General features: G+C 59.5%; 20 protein-coding genes. 15 read left to right on the top strand and 5 right to left on the bottom strand.

The features are described from left to right. Positions 1 to 68: 68 nt before the first annotated feature. Positions 69 to 848, bottom strand: coding sequence for a HalD/BesD family halogenase (locus A3722_RS04200; protein WP_067623624.1), 780 nt, complete (start codon positions 846 to 848; stop codon positions 69 to 71). Between the two features lie 108 nt (positions 849 to 956). Between A3722_RS04200 and A3722_RS04195 the strand changes: the two genes are divergently transcribed. Together A3722_RS04195 and A3722_RS04190 are read left to right on the top strand one after the other, a co-directional pair. Continuing rightward, positions 957 to 1,871, top strand: coding sequence for a LysR family transcriptional regulator (locus tag A3722_RS04195; protein WP_067623627.1), 915 nt, complete (start codon positions 957 to 959; stop codon positions 1,869 to 1,871). Positions 1,872 to 2,093: 222 nt separating this feature from the next. Beyond that, the gene (locus A3722_RS04190) at positions 2,094 to 2,495 is read left to right on the top strand and encodes a VOC family protein (protein WP_067623629.1); all 402 of its coding nucleotides are present in this window, start codon (positions 2,094 to 2,096) and stop codon (positions 2,493 to 2,495) included. Between the two features lie 361 nt (positions 2,496 to 2,856). Here A3722_RS04190 and A3722_RS04185 read toward each other — a convergent pair whose 3' ends face one another. Continuing rightward, entirely contained in the window at positions 2,857 to 4,074 is a 1,218-nt protein-coding gene (locus A3722_RS04185; RefSeq protein ID WP_067623632.1) for a multidrug effflux MFS transporter, read from the bottom strand. A 104-nt stretch (positions 4,075 to 4,178) separates the two neighbouring features. Between A3722_RS04185 and A3722_RS04180 the strand changes: the two genes are divergently transcribed. Next, a complete protein-coding gene (locus tag A3722_RS04180; RefSeq protein WP_067623635.1) occupies positions 4,179 to 4,751 on the top strand; it encodes a TetR/AcrR family transcriptional regulator in 573 nt (190 codons plus the stop codon). Between the two features lie 83 nt (positions 4,752 to 4,834). Here A3722_RS04180 and A3722_RS04175 read toward each other — a convergent pair whose 3' ends face one another. Further along, on the bottom strand, positions 4,835 to 5,419 hold the full coding sequence (locus tag A3722_RS04175; protein WP_067623638.1) for a TetR/AcrR family transcriptional regulator: 585 nt from the start codon (positions 5,417 to 5,419) through the stop codon (positions 4,835 to 4,837). A gap of 78 nt (positions 5,420 to 5,497) precedes the next feature. On the opposite strand from A3722_RS04175, the gene A3722_RS04170 reads away from it, so the two are divergent. The 5 genes from A3722_RS04170 to A3722_RS04150 are packed head-to-tail and all read left to right on the top strand — an operon-like array spanning position 5,498 to position 12,452. Further along, positions 5,498 to 6,679: an efflux RND transporter periplasmic adaptor subunit gene (locus A3722_RS04170; RefSeq protein ID WP_067623641.1), complete on the top strand. Its 1,182-nt coding sequence runs from the start codon at positions 5,498 to 5,500 to the stop codon at positions 6,677 to 6,679. Positions 6,680 to 6,682: 3 nt separating this feature from the next. Further along, positions 6,683 to 9,790 (top strand): efflux RND transporter permease subunit, encoded by a 3,108-nt coding sequence (locus A3722_RS04165; protein ID WP_067623644.1) that lies wholly within the window; start codon positions 6,683 to 6,685, stop codon positions 9,788 to 9,790. After that, complete coding sequence (locus A3722_RS04160) at positions 9,787 to 11,145, top strand: efflux transporter outer membrane subunit (protein ID WP_067915933.1); 1,359 nt, start codon at positions 9,787 to 9,789, stop codon at positions 11,143 to 11,145. The genes A3722_RS04165 and A3722_RS04160 overlap by 4 nt, the downstream gene beginning before the upstream one ends. 35 nt (positions 11,146 to 11,180) lie before the next feature. Beyond that, the gene (locus A3722_RS04155) at positions 11,181 to 11,909 is read left to right on the top strand and encodes a DUF1499 domain-containing protein (RefSeq protein ID WP_067626973.1); all 729 of its coding nucleotides are present in this window, start codon (positions 11,181 to 11,183) and stop codon (positions 11,907 to 11,909) included. Positions 11,910 to 11,912: 3 nt separating this feature from the next. Next, positions 11,913 to 12,452: a ricin-type beta-trefoil lectin domain protein gene (locus A3722_RS04150; protein WP_067626972.1), complete on the top strand. Its 540-nt coding sequence runs from the start codon at positions 11,913 to 11,915 to the stop codon at positions 12,450 to 12,452. A gap of 1,117 nt (positions 12,453 to 13,569) precedes the next feature. On the opposite strand, the gene A3722_RS04145 is transcribed toward A3722_RS04150, so the two are convergent. Both A3722_RS04145 and A3722_RS04140 read right to left on the bottom strand, forming a co-directional pair. Then, positions 13,570 to 14,988 carry an amidase gene (locus A3722_RS04145; protein ID WP_067915930.1) on the bottom strand — a complete coding sequence of 473 codons (1,419 nt, stop codon included), beginning with the start codon at positions 14,986 to 14,988 and terminating at the stop codon, positions 13,570 to 13,572. 210 nt (positions 14,989 to 15,198) lie between these two features. Then, positions 15,199 to 16,005, bottom strand: coding sequence for an IclR family transcriptional regulator (locus A3722_RS04140; RefSeq protein ID WP_067628406.1), 807 nt, complete (start codon positions 16,003 to 16,005; stop codon positions 15,199 to 15,201). 148 nt (positions 16,006 to 16,153) lie between these two features. Between A3722_RS04140 and A3722_RS04135 the strand changes: the two genes are divergently transcribed. The 7 genes from A3722_RS04135 to A3722_RS04105 all read left to right on the top strand — a co-directional run bounded on the left by A3722_RS04135 (position 16,154) and on the right by A3722_RS04105 (position 25,364). After that, positions 16,154 to 17,710 carry a M81 family metallopeptidase gene (locus A3722_RS04135; RefSeq protein WP_067625120.1) on the top strand — a complete coding sequence of 519 codons (1,557 nt, stop codon included), beginning with the start codon at positions 16,154 to 16,156 and terminating at the stop codon, positions 17,708 to 17,710. Between the two features lie 34 nt (positions 17,711 to 17,744). Continuing rightward, entirely contained in the window at positions 17,745 to 19,355 is a 1,611-nt protein-coding gene (locus A3722_RS04130; protein WP_067625118.1) for an ABC transporter substrate-binding protein, read from the top strand. Positions 19,356 to 19,464: 109 nt separating this feature from the next. Next, the gene (locus A3722_RS04125; protein ID WP_067625115.1) at positions 19,465 to 20,406 is read left to right on the top strand and encodes an ABC transporter permease; all 942 of its coding nucleotides are present in this window, start codon (positions 19,465 to 19,467) and stop codon (positions 20,404 to 20,406) included. Position 20,407: 1 nt separating this feature from the next. Then, entirely contained in the window at positions 20,408 to 21,295 is an 888-nt protein-coding gene (locus A3722_RS04120; RefSeq protein WP_067625113.1) for an ABC transporter permease, read from the top strand. Positions 21,296 to 21,298: 3 nt separating this feature from the next. After that, entirely contained in the window at positions 21,299 to 22,984 is a 1,686-nt protein-coding gene (locus A3722_RS04115; RefSeq protein WP_067625110.1) for an ABC transporter ATP-binding protein, read from the top strand. Continuing rightward, the gene (locus A3722_RS04110; RefSeq protein WP_067625107.1) at positions 22,981 to 24,153 is read left to right on the top strand and encodes a M20 aminoacylase family protein; all 1,173 of its coding nucleotides are present in this window, start codon (positions 22,981 to 22,983) and stop codon (positions 24,151 to 24,153) included. Before A3722_RS04115 ends, A3722_RS04110 begins: the two co-directional genes overlap by 4 nt. A gap of 71 nt (positions 24,154 to 24,224) precedes the next feature. Further along, entirely contained in the window at positions 24,225 to 25,364 is a 1,140-nt protein-coding gene (locus A3722_RS04105) for a M20/M25/M40 family metallo-hydrolase (protein WP_067625104.1), read from the top strand. Positions 25,365 to 25,395: the final 31 nt, after the last annotated feature.

Genomic DNA, 25,395 nt, shown 5'->3' with positions numbered 1-25,395 from the left:
GCCACGCGAATGTCGGCTTTAGAGTCGCGCGCAGCTTATTCATTGCCAAGTGACCGCTTCAGATTTTCTTAGTTCAGCCGCCCATAAAATGTCATTCTGGCGGCTTCAGAAAGCTCGACGTCGGGTTCGGAATTGTACGCAAGAACAGCCAGAATACGCGTTAGGTCGCCTTCGTTCGGTGACACACGGTGAATAGAGTTGCGACCCCGGAAAAAAACCAGTGTACCAGCTTCAGCCTCGACAACTTCAACAGGTGCTTTTCCATCCAGAATTTCATCAACTTGTGTGAAACCCATCTCGCCTGAATCGGCATCGCGCACATCGTTGACATATTCGAATGTTCCTCCCTTTTCAGGGGCTTGCACCATCAGGGTGATGGCAAATGACGAGTTGTCAAAGTGCCAGCCAAGCTCTTCTCCCTTTTCGGCAAAATGCAGATTGATGGAAGATAGCGGGTCTGCATATTCGTGTATTTCCTTCTCGCCAAGAACATCACACAGGAAGCTCCGGAAAACCGGGGCGTCATAGAGTTGGCGCAAAGGCGATAGCTGCGGCATCAGATCGTCGGTGATGCATCCCTTGGATGAGGTCACAAAGCGGTTGCGCGCATGGTCATCGGCGAATCTGTCGTCTTTCGGGGTCAGGTAGACATTGTGCTGCTTTGTCGATTTGAAGACCTTGTCTTTGTTGGCAATGCCCTCGTCACGAACCGTGTCGATTGCGTTCTTCCGGACAAACCCCGGCATCACAAAGACACCCGCGTCCTCGAACTGTTTCTTACAGGCGGCACGGAATTCCGCATCGTCTATCGGAAAGGCTTCCAGGTCGATAATTTCATTCAGTTCCATGCGTATCTCCCGCGATTCAACTGCTATTGCGTGTTTGGTACAGGGACGCAAAGAACAAATAAAACTGTTTTTTGTTGCCTTTAGAATGGAAAAACTTCATCAAGCGTCATGGCAGATATTACACTCAAACAATGCCGTTACTTCCGGGCCGTGGCTCAGACAGGCGGAATCGCATCTGCGGCGCAAGTTGTTGGCGTCTCGCAACCCGCTGTTGCCCAGGCCGTTGCGAAACTGGAAGATCAAACAGGTCTTGTGCTGTTTCGGCGCCTGCATGCGCGCGGAATGGAATTAACCGCGCAAGGTGTTGAATTCCTTCGCTACGCGGAGCAGATGCTGGTCTATGCAGAGCAAATGAATGTCGCCGCAGCAGACATTGCGGCGCACAGAGTTGGACGCTTGCGTATCGGGTGTTTTCAGTCGATTGCCCCGTTTTACCTGGCAAAGATTGTCTGCGGTATGTCGCAGTATATGCCGGGCGTTGTTCTGGATGTGCAGGAACTGTTGCAAGAAGAATTGACCCTGTCTTTGGGCCGAAATGAGATCGACCTGGCGATCCTTTATGATCTTGGTCTTGATGAAACCCGGTTTAAATTACGCCCCCTTGCCGCGGCACCCCTCTATCTGATCGTCCCCCCTGATCACCGGCTGGCCACAAGAGAGTCCGTGTCGATCTGCGAAATCGACGATGAGGAATTTGTTCTTTTTGATGCCCCACAAAGCCGGGACTATTTTCTAAATCTGTTCAGCAAGTTCGATATCAAACCGCAGATTGCGTACCGGTCATCGTCGATTGAAACGGTGCGATGCTACGTAGCAAACGGGCTTGGTGTTTCGCTTTTGTCAATGAAACCTGCAGACGACATGACATACGATGGCGGCCGGACTGTATCGATCAAGCTCAACGACGCAACGCCGCCGATGCAAATCGTCATCGCTTCACATCTTAAAGCTCCGGAAAACCTGCTCGCTGAACGCTTCGCGACCACTTGTCGGAACCTGTTTGCGAGACAGAAGAACCCTTAGAGCGTTAAGAGGGAGGTGCCTGTAATGGTAAGAGTGGTCGTTGGGAAAATTTTAGAAGAAGAATGCCGGCTTTGTCCGCACATCGGACACCAACTCATCCTTCACTACTGACGATGCTCGCGCGCGCAGTAGTAGCCCGGTTTGAGCCCGTGTTCCCCGATGCTGGGCCGCACATGAATGTCTGCTATAATCATGCCGAACAGATAAAGTCTGGATCAGCCGATGAAAATCTACGTAACAAGTGTCTTTGTGGACGACCAGGACAAGGCAGAGAAATTCTACGTCGATGTTCTTGGCTTCAAGGTGCGGAATGATATTCCTCTGGGGGAGGATCGTTGGCTGACGGTCGTATCGAGCGAGCAACCAGATGGGCCTGAGCTCTTGCTGGAACCCAGTTCCCACGCAGCAATACCGCCTTATAAGAACGCTCTCGTTGCTGACGGGATTCCTGCCCACTCATTCAAAGTCGACGATCTCGATGCGGAGTGCAAAAGGCTTCACGACCTTGACGTCAAATTTGCACAGGAACCAGTGGATGCCGGATCAGTTCGCATGGCCGTATTCGATGATACCTGCGGAAATTTGATCCAGATCATCGAGATGAAGGACGAGCCGCAAAACTGACTTCGCAAAGGGGACACTCGCATTGCCGCGCCGAACGACGGCTTCGTCCGCGCTGCTGCCGCTCACTCAAAAGCAATGCTGCGCAATGCACGAATGACCGGAATGCGAAAGCTGCGACGTAGCGTTCAGATCGCCGTTGGACGGCGACTGTTGGCCGATTACGGAAGCCTTCATGACGGCGGCGAGCGGACCTTCGCTGCGGTCGGGGCCAAGGTCCGCTATAGGACGGAACGATCCGAGCTTAACAAATATTTTTCTACCGTTCCTTCCGCATCCGGCATCTTCCTGTGCGCGGCTGAAACGGGAGTTAAGTTAGGTGTGAAGGATGTCTCCGAACTGCTTTTTCCAACAAGCAAAGCCCCTATAGCTCCACAATTGAATTCTCAGACTCACTGGAGCGTCTCGTAACGAAATACAGCAGGGACGCCGCGCAGGCTGGAATTGCGATCCCGAGAGCCATTGGCAAGGCGGAGGACGCCCCGCCTACGGCCACAAAGCTGGAAACGGTGAAGGCGAGGGCGAACTGGATGGCACCCAGAAGCGCCGATCCCATTCCCGCCGCGGCCTTGGTCCATTCCATCGCAAGGGACATCGCATTTGCCGAAAGCAGGCCCACCAAGCCGATCGATACCCACAGGGGCACGACAAAAACCAACAAGGAGTCTGTCTGAGACAGAAAGGTGAGTAGGATGGTAGATGCGGCAAAGAGCGGCAAAGCGGTCTTGAGTATTTGTTCTGGTTTGAAACGATTGAGCAATATCCCATTGATCCGGCCAAAGATAATTAACGCGGTCGCGATGATCGCGAACATGATGCCAAAGCCAATGGAGCTTAGCCCAAAAATCCCTTGGAATACCCCCGATGAGCCTGTGATAAAGGCAAACATACCGCTTTGGATAAAGCCCGCCACCAAGGCCATCGTGACAAACCCGCGTTGCGAAAGCAGGCGTTTCGCGGCTTTTACGCCATTGTGAATGGGCGCGGGCTGTCGATCCTGAGCGGGTAGGGTTTCGGGCAGGGTGACCACGGAGAGGGTCAAGGCCACGAGGCTGATAAGCGCCATCGTTGCAAAGATCGACCGCCAGCCAAACGCTTCGAGAAGCAGGCTGCCCATCGTCGGTGACGCGATGGGCCCGAGTGTCAGCAACATGACCAGCACGGTCATAACCTTCGCGGCCTTTTGCCCCTCATAAAGATCTTTCACCATGGCGCGGCCGACGACCATTCCCGCACTCGCGCCGATTGCCTGTAGGAACCGTAGGGCATTGAACCATGCAATGTCATTCATCAGCGGCAGTGCAACCGAAGTGACGGTGAACAGAACGGTCCCTACAAGAAGCGGGCGCTTGCGTCCGTAGGTATCGGTCAATGGGCCAATGAGAATCTGTCCAAAACAGAGGCCGAGAAAAAAAATCGAAAGCGAAAGTTCAGCCGCCGTATGGGTGGCGTTCATCGAGGCCGCGAGATCACCGAGAGCGGCGAGGTACATATCCGTGGCCAACGGGGGGAAGAGGGACAAGAGGCCCAAGGTGGCGGTAACGGCAAAGGCCCGTTTCGGGGTAAGGGAAATCTGTGACATCTCGGCTCCGGCGACAATATTAGACTGCGGTCTATTTGCAGTTAGTGGACGGCAGTCTAATGATCAATCACGGACTATTCTGCATCTGTGAACAGGAACTGTGCATGTCAGGAAAAAAGCCAATCGGACGGCCCGCAAATCAAGACGCCAGCACGGCATTGAAGGCTGTGGCTCTACGTCTGGTTCGTGAACTGGGCTATGAGAAAGTCTCGGTTTCGGCAATCATTGAGCAGGCTGGCGTGGCGCGTCAAACGCTCTACAACCGCTGGAATACGAAGGCTGACCTTGTCCTCGAAGCCGTTTTTGAGCAGACCAACACCTATGCCGCCGAACCTTCTTGGGACGGGGCAGAGGATTGTCGGACCTTGCTCGAAGGTTTCCTGATCCGTATTTTCGAACACTTGCGCATCGACGGGGACACCCTGCGCGCGTTAATCGCGGCCTCTCAGCAGGATGCAAAGTTCCACAGCTCGTTTCATGCAAATTTCGTTCTACCTCGAGAGCAGATGATCACCGCTTTGCTCCGCCGGGCGCAGGACCGCGGAGAGCTTTCGCCGGGGCGGAACGTGGAGATACTGTCGACCTTGATACATGGCGCATTCTGGTATCGCTTGCTGAACCGCGGGGTGTTGGACGCTGGGTTCGCAAAGGAAATAGTGGCGGAAACCTTCGCCTGATCGTTCGGCACTCTGCACTCGGTCTAGGGTTGGCGCAGAAGTGAATGCTTTGCCCGAAGTGCCCGAGGCAATGCTCGGAAAAATCAGGACGGCGGCGTCAACAGGGCCGCCGCGGCGATTGTTCCTTCCCAAACTATGTCCAACGCGGCACCCAGTGACAGTCCTTCTCCGTGTTCCCAGAGGAAGATTGCCCTGCCCACGGCGTCGGTCGTGTAATTTGCAAGTGCTGCGGCGGCTTGAGGGTTCTTAACGCGCTGGCTCAGGCATTCTGTAAGCTCTCTGCGCTCCATCATGAGGAACCCTTGCAGAATACCTCTCGCTCTTTCGTTTGAACGCAGAACCGTGCCGATCATCTTGAGAATAGGTTCATCATTGGTCAGCGCTGCGAAGTGTTGATCCAAGAACATCTTGAGATCGTCCGCGAGCGGTCCGTTTCCGCTGCGTAACGCTTCTTTCGCAGCCTCCGAAAAGGGGGGCGGAGCCCCAACCGCAGCCGTTTCCTTGTTGGTATAGTAGTTAAAGAAAGTACGCGTGCTGATGCCAGTTGCAGCAGCGATCTCCTCGGTCGTCACATTCTCTAACCCTTTTTGAACGGCCAGATCCAGCGTCGCCAGCTGAATGTCCCGCGCCGTCTGCTGTCGTCTTCGCTCTCGTAACGAAACTGTCATGTCTGAAATCCTTGCGTACTGTGCAATTTATGCCTACAAGGCACCAAACCAGCTGGATAGTCAAGGATCGAGAAGCACATGAAGATCGGCGTTTGGAAGATGTTTGGCGCAGCGCTTGCGTTGGCGGGGGCTGCCACGATGGCGAGCGCGCAGAGCGGCCCTCCCGGTGGCATGCCCCCCGCGGGGCCGCTTGAGGTGGGTGTGATCGACATGCAGATGCAGGAAATCCCACGCATTGTGACCACGCCGGGCCGGGCCGTTGCGTTTCAAGACGTTGAAGTGCGCCCGCGTGTCGGCGGTGTGGTCGAAGAAATCCTCTACACGCCCGGACAATTGCTTGAGGTCGGGGATCCGCTTTTCCGGATCGACGATGCCTCTTATCTCGCGGCTGTCGCGACAGCCCGTGCCAATCTGGCCACTGCCGAAGCCAACTTGCCGGTGAAGCAGGCGGCCTATGACCGCGCCGAACAACTCGCCGGACGCGGCTACACCGAGGCGGAGGTCGAGGCGGCGCGTGCCAGTCTGGCCGAAGCAAAGGCCACGCTTGATGCAAACAAAGCGGCGGTTGATTATGCCGAGACCGAGCTGTCGTGGACGACGATGACCAGCCCGATCGCCGGGCGTGCAGATGTATCAACCGTTTCGGTTGGGGATTTGGTTACGGCTGGGCAGGCCGACGCCTTGACGAGCATCGTTACCTCCGATCCGATCTATGTGGATATGATGGAGGCAAGTGCGCGTATCTTGTCGGTGCGCAGCGCCATTGCCGAGGGTGATCTGCAACAAAACGACACCCTCCAAGCGACATTGACCTTAGAGAACGGCGACATCTATCGTGGTACCGGGCAGTTGGTCACACCGGGCAACAATGTCTCGACCTCCACCGGAACCGTGACCATCCGTTTCACCTTTGACAACCCTGACCACATCATCCTTCCCGGCATGTTCGTGCGGGGGGAAATCGTGCTGGGCACGATGCAAGCCTACCTTGTTCCGCAGCGTGCAGCGACGCGTGGCAACTCAGGTAAACTGACGGCTTATGTTATCGGTGAAGACGGCAAGGCCGAACAGGTGACGCTCGAAGATGACGGTACCTATCAGAACGCATGGATCGTGCGTGAGGGGCTGCACGATGGGGACCGGCTTGTCGTGCACGGCCTTTCATCCGTCCGCGCAGGGCAAGAGGTCAGCCCCGTGACCGTGACGATCGACGAGGATGGCGTTTCTCGCGATATCGCTGCCCCCGCGGCGGAGGATTGATTGATGGCGCGTTTCTTCATCCACCGCCCTGTTTTTGCTTGGGTTCTGGCGATTGCAACCATGTTGCTGGGCGCTTTCAGTATGACGGGTCTGCCGATCTCGCAGTATCCTGATATCGCGCCCACCACCGTTCGAATTTCTGCCACCTATACCGGGGCCTCAGCCGCGACGGTGGAGAATTCTGTCACCACTGTCATCGAGGACGGGCTGACGGGGTTGGACGGGCTCACCTATATGACTTCGTCCTCCAGCGAAGGTGCGGCGAGTGTATCGCTGACCTTTGATGACAGTATTGATCCTGACATGGCACAGGTGCAGGTCCAGAACAAACTGCAACTGGTCGAATCCCAACTGCCTGACGCCGTGACGAGCCGGGGCGTTTCCGTCTCCCGATCGACCAGCTCGATCCTGATGGTCGGAGCGCTGGTCAGTGAAAACGGCAGCTATACCTCGCTTGAACTGGGCGACCTGCTGAGCAGCACGATTGAAGACGCGGTGCAGCGCACGGCGGGGGTAGGGTCGATCAATGTTTTCGGCACCGAATACGCAATGCGCATTTGGTTGAACCCCGAAAAGCTGTTTCAATATCAACTGACCTCCGCTGACGTGACCTCAGCCGTATCCGAGCAGAACACGAACGTGACGGTCGGCAGTCTGGGTGAGCAGCCGGTGGTAAAGGGCCAGCAGTTCACGGTTTCCCTTTCGGCGCAGTCCCAGCTTGAATCGGTTGAGGATTTCCGGAACATCTTGCTGAAAACTAATACGGACGGGTCGGCCATCTACCTTGCCGATGTCGCCACGATCGAACTCGCCGAAGAGGACTACGGCAGCATCAGCCGCTTCAACGGTCATCCGGCGGCGGGCTTTGCGGTGAACCTTTCCACCGGTGCCAATGCGGTGGATACCGCCGAAGCGGTGCGGGACGTGGTGGGCAATCTTTCCTCCGCGTTGCCCGAGGGCGTTGCGGTCGAATATCCCTATGACACCTCGCCCTTCGTCGAGGAATCCATCGACCAAGTCTATGAGACGTTGATCGAGGCGATTGTCCTCGTCTTTCTTGTCATCTTCCTTTTCTTGCAAAGCTGGCGGGCCACGATCATCCCGACCATCGCCGTGCCGGTGGTGTTGTTGGGAACCTTTGGCGTTCTGTCCGCCTTCGGCATGTCAATCAACACCCTTTCCATGTTCGCATTGGTCTTGGCCATTGGTCTGTTGGTCGATGACGCGATTGTCGTCGTCGAGAACGTCGAACGGGTGATGGAAGAAGAAGGGCTGGACGCCGTCACCGCCACGGAAAAGAGCATGGGAGAGATCTCCTCGGCGCTCATCGGGATCGTGATGGTGCTTTCTGCTGTGTTCCTGCCGATGGCCTTCATGGATGGGTCGACGGGGGTCATCTACAAACAGTTCTCGGTCACGATCATTTCGGCGATGGTGCTATCGCTTTTCGTCGCCCTGATCCTGACGCCTGCGATGTGCGCGCAGCTTCTCAAACCGAACCATGACAAGAAAACTCTGCTGCCGCTGCGCTGGTTCAATGGCGGCCTTGACCGTCTGACGGGTGGCTATGGTTCGGTTGTCGGGCGGTTGTCCATGCGGCCTTTCCGTATGGTGGTGGTATTGGTTCTTGTCGGATTTGGCGCGTATTGGGTCTACGACCGTCTGCCGTCGTCGTTCCTGCCTACGGAAGATCAGGGCGTGCTTATGACCATGATCGAACTGCCACAGGGCTCGACAGTCCAGCAAACGGCCAACACGATTGAACAGATCGAGCAATATTTGCTGACCGAAGAGACCGAAATGGTCGATGGCGTCTTTGCCAATGTCGGATACAGTTTCGGGGGATCCGGTCAGAACTACGGGATGATGTTCATCAGACTCAAAGACTACGAAGAGCGTCCCGGGCTTGATGCGGCTGATCTGATGATGCGGGCCAATGGCAAGTTCTTTCAATCTCGTCTGGGCAGCATCTTTGTGCTTCAACCGCCTGCCATTCCGGGGCTGGGCACGTCTTCGGGCTTTGCGATGTACCTCGTCGATCAGTCGGGCGCTGGGCAGGAGGCATTGAGCGATGCCGCCGATCAACTGGTCGCGGCAGGGCTTGCTGACGGTCGCGTGACCAACCTGCGCGGCAACGACGCGGCGACAGAACCTTCGTTGAAACTGCGTATCGACCAGCAGAAGGCCGAGGCTCTGGGCGTGTCATTGTCGAGCGTGAACACCATGCTCGCGACCGTGTTCTCTGGCACCTATGTCAACGACTTCCCTCTGGGCAACAACCTGCGTGAGGTCATTGTACAGGGCGGTGCAGACTGGCGCATGCAGCCTGATGATATCGACCACTGGTATGTGCGTAACGAAAGTTCGGAGATGGTGCCACTGTCGGCCTTTGTCAGCCGTGAATGGGAAACCATCACGCCCAAACTGTCGCGCTATGGCGGCACCCGCGCACTGGAGCTTTCTGGCGAAGCGGCAGCGGGGATCAGTTCGGGCGATGCGATGGAGGTGATGGAACAGCTTACCGCTGATTTGGACGGCTCTTACGCCTCGGCCTGGACAGGATTGAGCTATCAAGAACGGTTGTCCGGCGATCAGGAAGCCATTCTCTATACGATCTCGGCGCTGGTCGTCTTCCTCTGCCTCGCCGCCCTCTACGAAAGCTGGGCCGTGCCCTTTGCGGTGATGCTTTCGGTGCCCGTGGGCATTCTGGGGGCGCTGGTGACAACGTGGTATTTCGGACAGTCGAACGACGTCTATTTCAAGGTAGGCCTGCTGACCACGATCGGCCTTGCGGCGCGAAATGCCATTCTGATCGTAGAGTTCGCGGAATCCCTACGGGCGGAAGGCAAAGCACTGCTGGAAGCCACCGTCCTGGCCGCGCGCCAGCGTCTGCGTCCCATCCTGATGACCTCTCTTGCCTTTGGTTTTGGCATCATGCCGCTGGTGCTCGCCTCCGGGGCAGGGGCCAATGCGCAAAAATCCATCGGGACGGGGATGCTCGGCGGGATCATCTTTTCGGCGGTCATCGGGATCGTGATGGTGCCGGTCTTCTACGTCGCCGTAATCCGAACAACAGAAATTTTCCGTAAGCGAGTGGAGAAAGCTCAGTGAAACCTTACTATCTCGTACTGGGTCTGCTCGTTGCGGGCTGTGCTGTCGGCACTGATTACCAGCGCCCCGAAGTGGCCATGGAGACCCGGTTTGTCGGAGGCAATGCAGAGCAGATCGGCGCGGTAGCCACTCAGCAGTGGTGGCTGAACTACAAAGATTCGAACCTCACAAGTCTTGTTACGCGGGGCCTTGCCCAGAACCTTGATGTGATCGCTGCGGATGAGCGCATACGCCAAGCGCAAGCGGAGTTGCGCACAACCGGCGTAAACGCCGCAGCGGACGGATCGCTAACCGGATCAGTGACCACATCCGGTGGCGACGGCACCAACGGTACAAGCACCGTCGAAAGCGGGACATTAGGTGCCTCGCTGGTGATCGATCTGTTCGGTGGTATCCGGCGTGAGCGCGAGGCCGCTGTCGCCTCTCTCACCGCCGCCCGCGCGGAGGAAGAGACCGTTCGTCTTGCATGGCTGGCCGAACTGATCGCCGCCTATTCCGACGCGCGCTATTACCAAGAGGCGATGGCCTTGACGCGCACCGCCATCGCCACGCGCGAAGAGACGGTGAGCATCACCCAAAGCCAGTTCAATGCGGGCGCGGCGACGGAATACGAAGTGGCCGAAGCGCGGGCCTTGCTGTCGACGGCGCGGGCCGATCTGCCGCAGTTTGCCGCCCTGTTTGACGCAAATGTCTACGCCATCGCGACACTGCTGAACGAACCTGCGGGACCGATCAAGGCACAGATGCAAAAAGGCGCGCCTCAACTCTCCAGCCCCGGGGATGCGCGCACCGGCGTACCGGCGGACCTGCTTCGCAACCGACCCGATGTGCGCAGCGCCGAAGCCGATTTGGCCGCTGCCGTGGCCAACGTGGGCGTCGCCGAGGCCGCGCTTTACCCGGCCTTGTCCCTGTCCGGAACGGTGGGCCGTACGGACGCCACAGATGCGTGGAGTTTCGGGCCGCAATTGTCCCTTCCAGTATTCAATCAGGGCCTCTTGAAAGCCAGCCGTGACGCGCAACTCTCTGTCGCACGGCAGGCCGAGATCGCATGGCGGGCCTCGATCAACGAAGCGGTCGAGGATGTTCAGGTGGCACAGTCCAACCTGTCGCGGGCGCGGCAGAGGGCGCAGCTGTTGAGAACTGCTGCCAGTGACTACAGCCGGGCGCTGACATTGGCACAGGAGAATTATCGAAACGGTGCCATCACGCTGTTGAACCTGCTGGAAACCGACCGAAACACCAATGCCTCAAGGATCTCTGCGGCTTCGGCCACGAATGAAGCGGCGCAGGCTTGGGCCACGCTGAAGATCGCGACAGGAGCGGGGGCGGCTGTGACTGGTCAGCCGAATAATTGAGCACATATTAACGCTGGTCGTGAAAGGCCGAACACATGAAACATACTGGAAAAATTGCTGCCCTGATCGCCGTTGCTGGGTTAATTTGCGTTACACTGATCTTGTTCGGAGCACGCTTGGGGCTTTGGGAGCCGATCATAGGGTTCGGGCTTTACCGGAGCTACTTCAACGCAATAGGGGCGGGCATCTTCAGCGCGGGTTTGATCGCTTTGGCCATCCACCTTGGGCGGGGCGAAAAGGGTTGGGCTGCGATCGGCGGCGTGGTCGCGTTGCTTGGGCTGGGGGTCCTGTTTCCCCTCATTTCAAGCACCGTGAACCCCCAACCGCGTTCCGCGCCAATTCATGACATCACGACTGATACCGCCAATCCCCCGGCCTTTGAGGTGCTGGATGACACCCGCGCGGGTGCGAGCAACACGCTGAAATACGGCGGTGCAGAAGTGGCAGATCAGCAAGCGACGGCCTACCCCGATATTGCGCCACTTGAGACCCGCCTGAGTACGGATGCAGCCTTTGAGCGGGCATTACAGGTGGCAGGCGAAATGGGGTGGGAGATCGTTGCGACCGATCCAACCCGCCATCGGTTCGAGGCCACGGCGCGCACCTCTGTTTTCTATTTCGCCGACGATATTGTCGTTGCAGTTACCCCTGCCGAGAATGGGAGCCGCGTGGACATGCGCGGCGTTTCACGGGTGGGGCGCAGTGACCAAGGCGTCAATGCAGCGCGCATTCGTACCTTTCAACAACAGTTCCATAGGGAGTGAGCAATGAGGTTTCCGAACTCAAACTTTGCCTCTGCCGCGCTGATCGTATTGGGCCAGAGCATCCCATTCTCAGCCCATGCGGAGGCACCAAGCCTCCAGAGCGACGGGCCCGTCATTCATCTTGCCGATAACCTTGACGAGGAAGCGTCGCTCGGCTGGTGCATCGATACTGAAGGGCGCGGTCTGAGCGATCAGCTTCATGCCCATTCATGCAAACCGGAGGGGGACGACGTGTTGTTCACCTATGCGGCAGAGACGGGCATGATCGCGTCGGCGACCTATGATGGTCTGTGCATGGCGTATAGTGATCCGGAGAATGCCGAAAACCCATTTGGTCTGATCTCCTGCGACAAGGCCGATCCCGCACAGCAGTTTGTTTATGACGACGCGAGTATGGAGATGCGTTTGGGGTCTGATCCCGCGCAGTGCGTCACCGTTGCGGAGCAAATTGACGATGCGGGCCCATACCAGTCCCGCGACTTGATCCTCGCGCCATGTGGCGCATTGGAGGCCAGCTTCAAACAATGGGTCATCCATGAGTAAGAGGTATGAATATTTGCCGTCACCGTACATCATGCGGTGACGGCAACGCATATCGAGAAGAAAGCGTATCAATCGGTCAAAATCGTAATGGTAGAACCTTTCTTCCGTCTCACGTTATCTATCGGGAAAGTCCAATTGGTATTAGGCAGGTGGGTGCAATCCGTCGCGGGCGTTACCTTTCACAGTCTCTCTGCCATTGTGGGTATCGCGCGCCCGCGCCTGTCTCGCCTTTTGAAAAAACTTGGCGAGATCCCAGCGGGCGCAAGCGAAATCGAAAGCGGGAACATGGTGTTCGAGGCTGAAAAGACTGTTCCATTAGTTCGGGCAGTCAAAACTGCCGTCTCCCTACATGATGTCGCGGAGTACATTGGCGCCAGTAAGCGTCAGGTAGAATCCCTTTACCGCAAGGGGATCATTCGTCCTCTATTCCCCCAGAAACGGTCGCGGATCGGTTCGCCAGGTCGTTTTTGCCCAGGAACACCTCGACAGCCTCCTACAGCGGATCTCTGAATTACCCGAATTTAGAGAGAGGGTGGCTAGGGAATTTCACCCAATTTCCTATGCTTGCCAGCGTGGCGCTGGGCACTTCGAGGAAGCCCTTTCCGGCATTCTTGAGAATCGGATTCCGGCCTTACGCCATACTGGGAAGATTGGTATCGGCGCGATCTACGTTGACGTCCACTCCATGGTGTTGATGAAGAAATCCGCCTGACCTTTAAAGAAATCTGCGTTCAACAAGCCCGCCTCGGCGGGCTTGTTTATAGCTATTGTTTTGGGGTTCGCGGGATCTTACCCCGATTTCCGAGGCATCTTGGCTCCGACTTCATGAGGCGCTGAAATAGCGCTTAGTATTCGTTCATTTTTTCGAGCTTGTCCGAGATGACCCTATCCCGATTTACAGTCAGACGGCTCTGCACTTCACCTGATCAACATCGCTGCTGGCCCCGCTTGCGGAGGGCTTGCGTGAATATGAACCGATGCCGCTGACAACTGTCACAATGGCGAAAACTGGCGCCGTTTAAGCGCCAGCGACATTCATTTCGTTCCGCTAAATCAGGTCCCGACCGGGGCTGCTGCCGCTCCGTTTCTGCGGAACGCTACAACCCCGATGATCGCCTCAATTGCCCCACAATCTGGTGCAGACCGGAGGAATCTCGCCTTCGATCGCCGCCATGGCGTCGACGATAAGATCCTCGCGCCAGCGGCGGCCTGCGATTTGCACGCCGATGGGCTGTGGTCCGCTGGGCAGCTCTGCGATATGCGTGGGGATGTTGCCCGCGGGCAGGCCGGTAAAGTTCATGACGAAAGACCAAAGCCCCTTGCCCAAAACCTCACGAACGCCTTCCAGACCTTCGGTGTCGCGCCCGGCTGTGAAGAACGGGGCAAACATGAAGGGGGTCAACACGAGGGGGTAATCCTCTAGGAACATCGACCATTCGCGCGCGTAATGGGTGCGTTTGGCGACCATGGCAAGCTGCTCGGTGCCTTTAAAGGGCGGGTATTCGGTGTAGTAATTTTCAAAGATCGCCTTCAGATCGTCAGACCCATGGGTCCGGATATCCTCGCCCATCAGGGCCTCGACTTCGCCCATGAGGGCGCGATACCCATTCTTCCCGGTTTCATAGGCGAGCGGCGGCTCCACCTCTTCGACGGCATAGCCCGCGTTGGAAAGCGCAGATGCCGCCTTGTCGAGGGCGGTGGCCACGTCCGGGTGCAGGCCAAATCCGAAATCATCGCGGGTGAAGGCGACGCGGATCGGGCCTTTGATCACTTCGCCGCGCCATGGCAGGGGCACGTGAAACGGATCACGCGCATCCGCGGCGATCAGGCTGGGCATCGACAGATGCAGGTCCGCTGCCCTGCGCGCAATCAGCCCCTGCACCGACATCGATTGCGCCAAAAAGCCCCGCTCGGCCTTCTGGCTAGGGTTGAATGCGGCCACCCGGCTCAGACCCGGCTTTACCGTCACCGCCCCATTGGCCGAGGCCGGGAAGCGCAGGGAGCCGCCGATGTCATTGCCGTGCGCCAGCGCGCCAATCCCCGCCATGACAGCCGCCCCAGCCCCGCCGGAGGAGCCGCCCGCCGACAGGTGCCGCCCCCAAGGGTTGTAGGTGCGCCCATAAAGCGGGTTGTCGGTATCGGCGCGAAAGGAAAATTCCGGCGTGTTGGTGCGCCCGATCACGATTGCGCCCGCTTGTTTGAGGTTGCGCACCACCGGCGCGTCTTCGGGCGCGATGACATCTTTAAAGGCAGGGACGCCGTTGCTGGTGGCGTGGCCCTTTTGATCTACGTTGATTTTGATGGTCACCGGAACACCGTGCAGCGGCCCCTTGGGCGCGCCGCTTTTGTCGAGCGCCGCCGCTTCGGCGCGGGCCTCGGCGGCGAGGTTTTCGACCACCGCGTTCAACGCCGGATTGACCTCTTCCATGCGCGCAATCGCCGCCTCGGTTGCTTCGATCGCCGAAAGTTTTCCTGCGCGGGTCGCGCTTGCGATTTCCTGCGCGTCCCATTGCCAAAGCGGTTTACTGTCGGTCATTCCGGTTCCTTTCGTTCAGTCATTTTTCAAAGCGGCATCCGCGCCCCGATGTCGCGAACTTCGGAGAAAGAATTTAGCAACGCAAGTAAATTCGGGGCGAATTGCGCGGGCGTCGACGGGGCTGGTTATATTGCAGGCTTTTCGCAGGCCTCGCGCGGCTGGCCAGAGTTTTGGGGCAGAGCGGTCCCGAATGGGCGGCCAAAAACACGATCATCCGGCCATGATGGCGTTGGCGGCTTCGATGGCCAAGGGCGCTGCTTTGGCGACAAACTCTTCCGGCGTGTATTCCGAGAGGGAACCGGCAAGGTGGATCGCGCTGAGAGGGGCGCCGTTGCGGTCGGTGATGGCAACGCCCACCGCCACTTCGCCCAGTGCATATTCATCGCATACCACGGCAAAGCGGTTTTCGCGGGCGAGGCTGAGTTCGGCCATGATCGCTTCGGGGTCGGTCTTGGTGCTGGAGGTGAAGGGATGCAGCGGTGCGCGGGTAAGAATTTCGCGCGCCTCGTCTTCGGGAAGCTGCGAAAGCGCCGCGCGCCCGCCTGCGGTGCAAAAGGTTGGCACGCTGTGGCCCACAAGAGTCGCGAAAAAGGTCTCGCGTTTGCTTTGCATCCGCAGGGCATAGATCAGGCGCGTCTCGTCATAGAGGCTCAGGTCGACCCGCTCGCGCAGGGATTTGCGCAGCTCCAACAAGACCGGGGTGGCTTTTTGCACCACGGGGTCGAGCCGCAGCAGATCAAGCGTGTGATCCAGCAGGCGGATGCCCGGTAGATATCCACGGTCGTCCCCGCTGCGCCGGATATAGCCACTCTTTGTGAGCGTATGCACCAGCCGTTGGGCCGCGGATCGGTCGATCCCGGCGGTCTTGGCGATGTCGGAAAGCGTCATCGGTCCGGTCGCGTGGTGGAAGGCCCCCAGCACCTGCATTGCGCGATCTGCTGCCCGGACGAACAATCGGTCGTCATCTGCCTGATTCTGCGCCGCCTGCGGGGCGTCTTCTCGGAAAAATCTGCTCATGAATGGCCTGTAGTTGACGAATCGTTAATGCGCCGCTTACGCTTGCTCTGCACTATAGATGTATTGCTATGCGATACTCAAGAGGTGCAGTCCCGCAAATAAAGGGGCTGGTAAGGCGAAGGAGACAGGTTTGGGAAGTGGTTCTGGAATGCGCGTTGCTGTTGCGGGCTTTCTGCACGAGACGAACACATTCGCCCCCAATCCAGCGGATATGGAGGCTTTCCAACGCGGCGGCGGCTATGTCCCCATGGTGCGCGGCGCGGCGATGTTGCCCGCTTTCCAAGAGGTCAATCTTGGCATGGCGGGCGCGCTGCGGGTTGGACGGGCTCAAGGTTGGGATATCGTTCCGATCCTCTGGGCAGGGGCAATCCCCTCAGCCCATGTGAGCCGCGACGCCTATGAGACGATCGCCGGTGAGATCATCGAAGGCATCCGAAATGCCGGGCCGCTCGACGGGGTCTTTTTGGACCTGCACGGCGCCATGGTGGCTGAACATCTCGACGACGGGGAAGGGGAGCTGCTCCGCCGTCTGCGCGAGGTCGTCGGGCCGGATTTGCCCATCGCCACGGCGCTTGATCTTCATGGCAATATCTCTGAAGATTTTGTTTCGAATGTCGATGTGCTGGTCGGTTTTCGCACCTATCCGCATGTGGATATGGCCGAAACCGGCGCCGCCGCGGCACGCCATCTTGACCGGATCATGACCACAGGCCTGCGCCCGGCCAAGGCCTTTCGCCAGATGTCATATCTGGTGCCGATCCCGTTCCAATCGACCGAAATGTCGCCGGGGCGCGAGATCTATGAAGGTGTTGCTGCCTGCGAGGCTGCCGGGGCGCTATCGGCCAGCCTGTTCATGGGCTTTCCAGCCGCGGATATACCGGACTGTGGCCCAGTGGCCGTGGCCTATGGCGAAACTCAGGCCGACGCAGATGCCGCCGCCGACAAGCTTGCGGCGTCCTATGAAGCGGCAGCGCCCGCTTTTCTAAAGAACGAAGCCTATGACCCCGACGCAGCGGTGGCAGAGGCGCTCTCACGCGCCGCCGGGCCGGGCCGGGGGCCTGTCGTCATCGCCGACACACAAGACAATCCCGGCGCGGGGGGCGTTTCAGCAACCACCGGCATGTTGCGCGCCTTAATCAAGGCAGAGGCGCAGAATGCAGCCATCGGTTTGATCGTCGACCCCGCCGCCGCCGAAGCGGCCCATCTGGCCGGGGTCGGGGCCAAAGTTAACGTCGCCCTTGGCGGCCATGCCAGCGTGACGGACGACGCGCCGTTTCAGACGACGGCCACCGTGGTGCATCTGTCTGACGGGACGCTGCGCGCAACGGGCCCCTATTACGGCGGCACGGCGCTGAACCTCGGCCCTTCCGCCTGTCTGCGCATCGGCGGGGTTCATGTCGTCGTGACCAGCCGCATTGCCCAGATGGCCGACCGCGAGATGTTTCGCTTTGTCGGCATCCCACCCGAAGAGATGGGCCTGCTGGTGGTCAAAAGCTCCACCCATTTCCGGGCAGACTTTGCCCCCATCGCGCGCGACATCCTTGTCGCCTGCGCGCCGGGGCCGATGCCCCTCAATCCTGCCGACTTGCCCTTCACGCGTCTGCGCGCTGGGCTTCGGCTGTCCCCAGATGGTCCCCGGTTCGGGGCCGACGGTGCACCTTCTGCACCACCTGATCATGGCGGCAAAACTGCCATGGCCCAATAAAAAATCAAAAGATCACTCAACAAGGGAAAACCACATGATACCTCTACGATCCGCACTGAAACAGTCGCGCGGACTTGCCGCCGCCTTCGCCGCCACCACGGCGCTTTTGGCGCCCGGCTCACTGGCGGCGCAGGATGGCGAAACGACCATCACGGCGGTCATGCACTCGGGCCTGCGGGTTCTTGATCCGGTCATCACCACCGCGCATATCACCCGCAACCACGGCTATATGATCTATGACGTGCTGACCGCCGTGGACGAGAACTTTGAGCCGCAGCCGCAGATGGCCAGCTGGGAAGTCTCCGAAGACGGGTTGGTCTATACTTTCACCCTGCGCGATGGGCTGATGTTCCATGACGATGCGCCGGTCACCGGCGAAGATGTCGTGGCCTCTCTCAAACGCTGGGGCAAACGTGATGGCGGTGGCCAGCTGATCTTTGACGTGACCGAAAGCCTTGAGGCCAGCGACGAGAAGACCGTCGTTTGGACCCTGACAGAGCCTTTCGGACCGCTCTTGTCGGTGATCTCCAAACAATCCGCGGTGCCGCCTTTCATCATGCCCAAGCGCGTGGCCGAAACCTCGGCGGATGAGACGATCACGGAATACATCGGCTCCGGTCCTTTCGTCTTTAACCAAGACGAATACGAGCCCGGCGTGAATGTCACCTATGAGAAGTTCGACGACTACGTCCCACGGGACGAGGAAGCCTCGTGGATGGCGGGCGGCAAGGTGGTCAATGTCGACCGTGTGGTCTGGACCACGATGCCCGACGCGCTGACCGCGATCAACGCAATCTCGGCGGGTGAGATCGACTACCTTGAACAGGTACAGATCGACCTGCTGCCGATCCTCGAAAGCAGCCCCGAGGTCACCGTCGAGACCCGCGATGATCTTGGCTATGTGACTATCGGTCGGCCCAACCACCTGCACCCACCCTTTGACAACAAGTTGGTCCGTCAGGCGGCCATGGCGGCGTTGGATCAGGAGTCGATGCTGCAAACGATGCAAGGCGACCCGGCCTATTATAACGTCTGCGGCGCGATCTTTGGCTGTTCGACACCCTTGGGCGACGAAGCAGATGCAGAGATCGTGACCGGTGGCGCGGACCCTGAAAAGGCCAAGGCGCTGCTCGAAGAAGCGGGCTATGACGGCACGCCGATCGTGTTGATGGCGCCGACGGATGTGATCAGCTTGATCAACCAGCCGGTCGTGGCCGCTCAAGCCCTGCGCGAAGCCGGTTTCGAAGTCGACATGCAGTCGATGGACTGGCAATCGGTCGTGCAGCGCCGTGCCCAGCAAAGCCCAGTCTCTGAAGGCGGCTGGAACATGTTCTTCACCAACTGGATGGTGCCCGAGATTTCGGACCCGCTGACCAACGTGATGGTCAGTGGCCGTGGTGACGAGGCATGGTTCGGCTGGCCCGATGACCCCGAGATCGAAGAGCTGCGCGCCAAGTTCATGAAAGCCGAAGGGCCCGAGGCGCAAAAAGAAGTGGCTGTCGAGATCCAGAAACACGTCATGGATAACGTCAACTACATCATGATGGGCGAATATCTGATCCCGCAGGCGCGCCGCAACACGATCCAGAACATGCTGCCATCGCCCGTGCCGGTGTTTTGGAACATGACCAAAGAGGCGGAGTAATCCAGCCCTCGGAGAGCGCGCCCGCCGCGCTCTTCACCTCTCATTAATTCCACGCGCAGCTTGACCTGCGCGGCCTGCTTTCCTTCCGCCGAAAGGGACTCTCCGGAACATGCTCGTCTATATCCTGAAGCGCGTGCTGGCCACGATCCCGGTGATGCTAATCGTCGCCGTCTTCGTGTTCTTGCTGCTGCGTCTAACCCCCGGTGACCCCGCCGCGATCCTCGCTGGCGACGCCGCCACCCCCGCGCAACTTGAGCGCATTCGCGATCGTCTAGGTCTGAATGATCCGCTGCTGACGCAGTTCTTTACGTGGATAGGCCAATTGGTACGTGGGGATTTGGGCGTGTCGCTGCTGTCAAACACCTCCGTTGCAGGAATGTTGGGCGACCGGCTGGGGCCAACCATTAACATCGCGCTGATGACCATCACGATCTCTGTCCTGCTGGCGGTGCCGATGGGGGTGATTGCCGCATGGCGTCACCGGACATGGGTCGACTTTCTGGTGATGTCCTTCTCGGTGCTGGGCTTTTCGGTGCCGGTCTTCGTGATCGGCTATATCCTGATCCAGATCTTCGCGATTGAACTGCGTTGGGTGCCGGTGCAGGGCTACAAGGCCCCGTCGGACGGCATTGGGCCGTTCTTCTCGCGGGCCATTCTGCCGTCGCTGACGCTGGCCACGATCTATGTCGCGCTCATCGCGCGGATGACGCGGGCCTCCATGCTCGAAGTTTTGGGTGAGGACTACATCCGCACCGCGCGGGCCAAGGGCGTGCGCGAGAATGTCGTGCTGTTTCGCCATGCGCTGCGCAATGCCGCGGTGCCGATCCTGACCATCATCGGCACCGGTTTCGCGCTGCTGATCTCGGGCGTGGTGGTAACGGAAAGCGTCTTTAACATCCCCGGCATCGGGCGTCTGACGGTCGATGCGATCCTCGCGCGCGACTACCCCGTCATTCAGGCAATGATCCTGCTGACCGCGGGCATCTATGTCTTCGTGAACCTCTTGGTTGACGTCTCCTATTCATTCTTCGACCCAAGGATCCGGTACTGACATGATCGAGCAACCCCAATCCCGTCACAGCGCCTTTCAGGTGCTGACCGGACTGCTTTCCCTGCCTGCGGGCGCAAGGGTCGGTATCGGCCCCATGCTGGCGGCACTGACCCTTGTAACCATCGTGCTGGCTTCCATTTTGGCACCGCTCTACGTGCCCTATGATCCGCTGGCGATGAACTCAGCCGCGCGGCTCAAACCACCGTCCGAGGAGTTTCTGCTGGGCACCGACCCTTACGGGCGGGACACATTCTCCCGCGTGATGGTGGGCGGGCGCGTATCGCTGCTCATTGGCGTCGGCGCGGCGCTGGTCAGCGTCGCCATCGGCTTGGCCATCGGCCTTGTGGCTGGGTTCTTTCGGATGGCCGACAGCATCATCATGCGGATCATGGACAGCCTGATGGCGATCCCTGCGATCCTGCTGGCAATTGCCTTGGTGGCGCTGAATGGGCCGAGCCTTGGGTCGGTGATCATCGCGATCACCGTGCCAGAGGTGCCGCGCGTGGTGCGGCTGGTCCGCTCTGTCGTGCTCTCAGCGCGCGAGGAACCCTATGTCGAGGCGGCCATCGCGCTTGGCTCCTCCATGCCCAAAATCCTGATCCAGCACCTGATGCCCAACACCATGGCACCGCTGATCGTGCAGGGCACCTATATCTGTGCCTCGGCGATCCTGATCGAGGCGATCCTGAGCTTCCTTGGCGCGGGCGTCAGCACCGAGATCCCCACATGGGGCAACATCATGGCCGAGGGGCGGACCTACTTTCAGATCAAGCCGGGGCTGATCTTTTGGCCGGGTCTGCTGCTGTCGCTCTGCATCCTGTCGATCAACCTGTTGGGCGACACCGCACGCGATCTGCTCGATCCGCGCATGAAGAAACGGGAGGGCTGAGAGATGCAGTTCAAGAACAAAGACTTCTCGGAGGCGCGTGAGGTGCTCAAAGTGCGCGATCTGCGCATTGGGTTGAGCGGGCGTCCACAGGCCAAACCGGTGATTGACGGCATCGACCTGACGATCCGGGCGGGCGAAACGCATTGCTTGGTGGGTGAATCCGGTTCGGGCAAATCCGTGACCTCGCTCGCGGCCATGGGGCTGCTGCCGAAATCGGCCCTAGAGGTACAGGGCGGCAGCATCACGCTGGATGATTTCGAGATCACCAGCGCCAGCCACGCCCAGATGCGCCAGTTGCGTGCGCGGCGCATCGCGATGATTTTCCAAGAGCCGATGACCGCGCTGAACCCGGTGCTGCGGGTGGGCGAGCAGATCATGGAAGTGCTCAACATGCACAGTGATCTCAGCCAGTCCGAGGCCAAGAAACGCACGCTCGACATGATGGATCAGGTGCATTTGCCGGATGTGAACCGCATTTTCTCGGCCTTCCCGCACCAGCTCTCCGGGGGGCAGCGCCAGCGCATCATGATCGCCATGGCGCTGATCCTCGACCCTGATCTGCTGATCGCGGATGAGCCGACAACGGCGCTGGACGTGACCACACAGTTGCAGATCCTCAAGCTCATCGCCGAGATGCAAGAACGCCACGGCACCGCCGTGCTCTTCATCACCCATGACATGGGCGTGGTGGCCGAGATCGCGGATACCGTGACGGTGATGCAGCAAGGCAAGATCGTCGAACGCGCGCCGATTGAAAAGCTGCTCACCAAGCCGGAAAAGGAATATACCCGCACCCTGCTGACCGCCGTGCCCAACCTCACCCCGCGGCCCGCAAGGGCGGCGGCAGCGCAGAGCGAGGTGGTGCGTGTCGCCGGGCTCGATATGACCTATGGCGGCGGCGGTTTCCTGCGCCGCAGCGAGGGCGTGAAGGCCGCGCAGGATGTCAGCTTTACCATCAAGCCGGGGCGGACGCTGGGCATCGTGGGGGAATCCGGCTCTGGCAAATCCACCGTGGCACGGGCCATCATGCGGCTGATTGATCCGACTGCGGGCAGCGTGAATGTCGCGGGGACCGAGATTGCCAAACTCTCGCGCCGCCAACTGCGCGACCACCGCAAACATCTGCAAATCGTGTTTCAGGATCCCTACCGCTCGCTCAACCCGCGCTGGACCGTGGCGCGCAGTCTTTGCGAAGGGCCGATCAATTTTGGCACCCCGCGTGCCGAAGCGATGCGCCATGCGGCTGAGCTTATGGAACTGGTGGACCTGCCGCGCGATGCGCTGGATCGCTATCCGCATCAGTTTTCGGGCGGGCAGCGTCAGCGTATCGCCATCGCGCGGGCGGTGGCGATGAAGCCCGATCTGCTGGTCGCGGATGAGGCCGTCTCGGCCCTTGATGTGAGTGTGCAGGCACAGGTGCTCGACCTTTTGGATGATATCCAAGAGAAGTTCGGCGTGGCCATGCTGTTCATCACCCACGATCTGCGCGTCGCGGCGCAGATTTGTGATGAGGTGTTGGTCATGCAGCGCGGGCAAGTCGTTGAATATGGCCCCGCGGGCGATGTGTTGGCCAATCCGCACCACAACTACACCCGCAACCTGATCGAAGCGGCGCCCGGCCGCCATTGGGATTTTGCCAACTATCGCGCGCTCGGCAGCGCTACCATGACGACAGGAGCCACCGCATGACCGTCCTTCCCAAGATCGAAGCCTTCGCCGCCGATCTCACCGCCATCCGCCAAGACTTCCACGCCCATCCCGAATTGGGGTTCGAAGAGGTCCGTACCGCGGGCATCGTGGCCGAAAAGCTGCGCGCCTACGGCGTGGATGAGGTGCACGAGGGGCTGGGTGGCACCGGGGTTGTGGGCTTCATTAAGGGCGCGGGCGGCGGCAACCGCCGTGTGGGGTTGCGTGCGGATATGGACGCCCTCCCGATTGTGGAGGATTCCGGCGTGCCCTACACTTCGACCAACCCCGGGCGGATGCATGCCTGCGGCCACGATGGCCATACCACCATGCTCTTGGGGGCCGCGCGCTATTTGGCGGAGACACGGGATTTCGACGGCACCGTGGTGCTGATCTTTCAACCCGCCGAAGAGGGCTTGGGCGGCGCGCGCCGGATGCTGGAGGAAGGGCTGTTCGAGAAGTTCCCCTGTGACGAGATCTATGGGATGCACAACGATCCAAACTCGGAGCCGGGTGTGGTCAATGTCACCCCCGGCGCGGCGATGGCCGGGGCGGCCTTCTTTGACATCACCGTCAAAGGCACCGGCAGCCACGCGGCGATGCCGCATCAATCGCGTGACCCCATCGTTATCGGCACAGCGCTGGTGCAGCAATTGCAATCCGTGGTCAGCCGCAACACCCCGCCGACCAAGCCGATCGTGCTGTCGGTTACTAAATTCAACGCAGGTTCGGCCTATAACGTGGTGCCCGACACCGCCACCATCGCGGGCACGATCCGTTATTTCCATGAAGACGTGATCGAAATGGCCGAGGCGCGGATGCGCGAACTTTGCGCAGGCATGGCCAGTGCTTATGGGATCGAGATCGCAGTTGATATCCGCAACGTCTTTGACGTGTTAATGAACGATCCGGAACTCACCACCGCTTATGTCGAAGCAGCCGCCAGCGTGGTGGGCGGCGAGAACGCCCATGTCTCGACCGAACAGGCCAGCGGGTCGGAGGATTTTGCCGATATGCTGAAAGTCGTGCCGGGCGCCTATTGCCGGGTGGGTCATGCGGGCAGCGTGCCGTTGCACAACCCCGGTTTCGTACTGGATGACGCCATTCTGCCCATCGGTGCCTCGATCTATGCGCGGATCGTTGAGACGCGCCTGCCGAAGGTCGGCAGCTAAGCCATTGCACTCAACCGCTTAATTTAAGCCATTCGCCCTGCTGTCGCGCGGCGGAGAAAAGGAGTCTGAATATGACCAACCCGCTCGATTTGCCCTTTGATACCGACGAGATGCTCACCGGGCTGCGCCCTTGGATCGAAACCGAAAGCCCCACATTCGACGGGGCGGCGGTGAACCGCATGATGGATGTGGTGCAGCACGAACTGGCGATCTTGGGCGCGCGGACCGAGCGTATCCCAAGCCCGATGGGGCTGGGCGACAGCCTGCGGGCGGAGATGCCTCATCCGAAGGCGGGCGAGGGGGGCATTCTGCTTCTGGGCCATATGGACACGGTTCACCCCATCGGCACATTGGCCAAACTGCCCTACAAACGCGAAGGCGAGATTTGTTATGGGCCCGGCCTGATGGACATGAAGGGCGGCAATTACGTCTATCTTGATGCGCTGCGCAAACTGCTGGCCGCCGGGATTGAGACGCCGCTGCCGGTGACTATGCTGTTCACCCCTGATGAGGAAATCGGCACCCCCGCCACCCGTCGGCTGATTGAAGAAGAGGCCAAGCGCCACAGATACATCCTCGTCCCCGAACCCGCGCGCCCCGACGGCGGCGCGGTGATCGGGCGCTATGCCATCGCGCGGTTCAATCTTCAGACGCGGGGCCGCCCCAGTCACGCGGGCTGGGCGCTGTCCGAAGGCCGCTCGGCCATCGCGGAGATGGCAAAGGCCGTGGGCACGATCGAAGGCATGACGACCGAGGACTGCACCTTTTCGCTTGGGGTCTTTCACGCGGGCCAATGGGTCAACTGCGTGTCCTCGGTCTGCGATGCCGAAGTGCTGAGCATGGCCAAAACGCAAGAACAACTCGACGCCGGGGTGGAAAAGATGATGGCGCTGAACTCGGACGAGGGCGACGTGATCATGGAAATCCGCCGCGGTGTCACCCGCCCGGTTTGGGAGCCCGACCAGCCCGGCACGATGGCCATGCTGAAACTTGCCCAAGACATCGGGGGCGAACTGGGGATCGAGATCACCGGAAGCTCTGCCGGGGGCGGATCGGACGGCAACTTTACCGGTTTTCTGGGCCTGCCGACGCTGGATTCCATCGGCGTCCGCGGCAAGGGGCTGCATACGTTGCAAGAGCATATCTATATCGACAGCCTGACCGAGCGGGCCAAGCTGGCGGCGGGTCTGTTCTGTCGGCTGACACCTTAGAGAGGGATCAAGGCCCCAGAGGGGGGCGGTC

This window comes from Sulfitobacter sp. HI0027 (assembly GCF_001634775.1).
GTDB lineage: Bacteria > Pseudomonadota > Alphaproteobacteria > Rhodobacterales > Rhodobacteraceae > Sulfitobacter.
Note: the sequence above shows the minus strand (reverse complement) of the source record. Positions and strands in the feature narration are given on the sequence as shown.

Bases quoted from the DNA above. Each gene is read 5' to 3' on its own strand.
- A3722_RS04180 (WP_067623635.1), top strand. From the start codon at position 4,179: ATGTCAGGAAAAAAGCCAATCGGACGGCCCGCAAATCAAGACGCCAGC.
- A3722_RS04165 (WP_067623644.1), top strand. From the start codon at position 6,683: ATGGCGCGTTTCTTCATCCACCGCCCTGTTTTTGCTTGGGTTCTGGCG.
- A3722_RS04155 (WP_067626973.1), top strand. From the start codon at position 11,181: ATGAAACATACTGGAAAAATTGCTGCCCTGATCGCCGTTGCTGGGTTA.
- A3722_RS04195 (WP_067623627.1), top strand. From the start codon at position 957: ATGGCAGATATTACACTCAAACAATGCCGTTACTTCCGGGCCGTGGCT.
- A3722_RS04130 (WP_067625118.1), top strand. From the start codon at position 17,745: ATGATACCTCTACGATCCGCACTGAAACAGTCGCGCGGACTTGCCGCC.
- A3722_RS04110 (WP_067625107.1), top strand. From the start codon at position 22,981: ATGACCGTCCTTCCCAAGATCGAAGCCTTCGCCGCCGATCTCACCGCC.
- A3722_RS04105 (WP_067625104.1), top strand. From the start codon at position 24,225: ATGACCAACCCGCTCGATTTGCCCTTTGATACCGACGAGATGCTCACC.
- A3722_RS04115 (WP_067625110.1), top strand. From the start codon at position 21,299: ATGCAGTTCAAGAACAAAGACTTCTCGGAGGCGCGTGAGGTGCTCAAA.
- A3722_RS04170 (WP_067623641.1), top strand. From the start codon at position 5,498: ATGAAGATCGGCGTTTGGAAGATGTTTGGCGCAGCGCTTGCGTTGGCG.
- A3722_RS04200 (WP_067623624.1), bottom strand. From the start codon at position 848: ATGGAACTGAATGAAATTATCGACCTGGAAGCCTTTCCGATAGACGAT.
- A3722_RS04145 (WP_067915930.1), bottom strand. From the start codon at position 14,988: ATGACCGACAGTAAACCGCTTTGGCAATGGGACGCGCAGGAAATCGCA.
- A3722_RS04120 (WP_067625113.1), top strand. From the start codon at position 20,408: ATGATCGAGCAACCCCAATCCCGTCACAGCGCCTTTCAGGTGCTGACC.
- A3722_RS04175 (WP_067623638.1), bottom strand. From the start codon at position 5,419: ATGACAGTTTCGTTACGAGAGCGAAGACGACAGCAGACGGCGCGGGAC.
- A3722_RS04125 (WP_067625115.1), top strand. From the start codon at position 19,465: ATGCTCGTCTATATCCTGAAGCGCGTGCTGGCCACGATCCCGGTGATG.
- A3722_RS04135 (WP_067625120.1), top strand. From the start codon at position 16,154: ATGCGCGTTGCTGTTGCGGGCTTTCTGCACGAGACGAACACATTCGCC.
- A3722_RS04185 (WP_067623632.1), bottom strand. From the start codon at position 4,074: ATGTCACAGATTTCCCTTACCCCGAAACGGGCCTTTGCCGTTACCGCC.
- A3722_RS04150 (WP_067626972.1), top strand. From the start codon at position 11,913: ATGAGGTTTCCGAACTCAAACTTTGCCTCTGCCGCGCTGATCGTATTG.
- A3722_RS04140 (WP_067628406.1), bottom strand. From the start codon at position 16,005: ATGAGCAGATTTTTCCGAGAAGACGCCCCGCAGGCGGCGCAGAATCAG.
- A3722_RS04190 (WP_067623629.1), top strand. From the start codon at position 2,094: ATGAAAATCTACGTAACAAGTGTCTTTGTGGACGACCAGGACAAGGCA.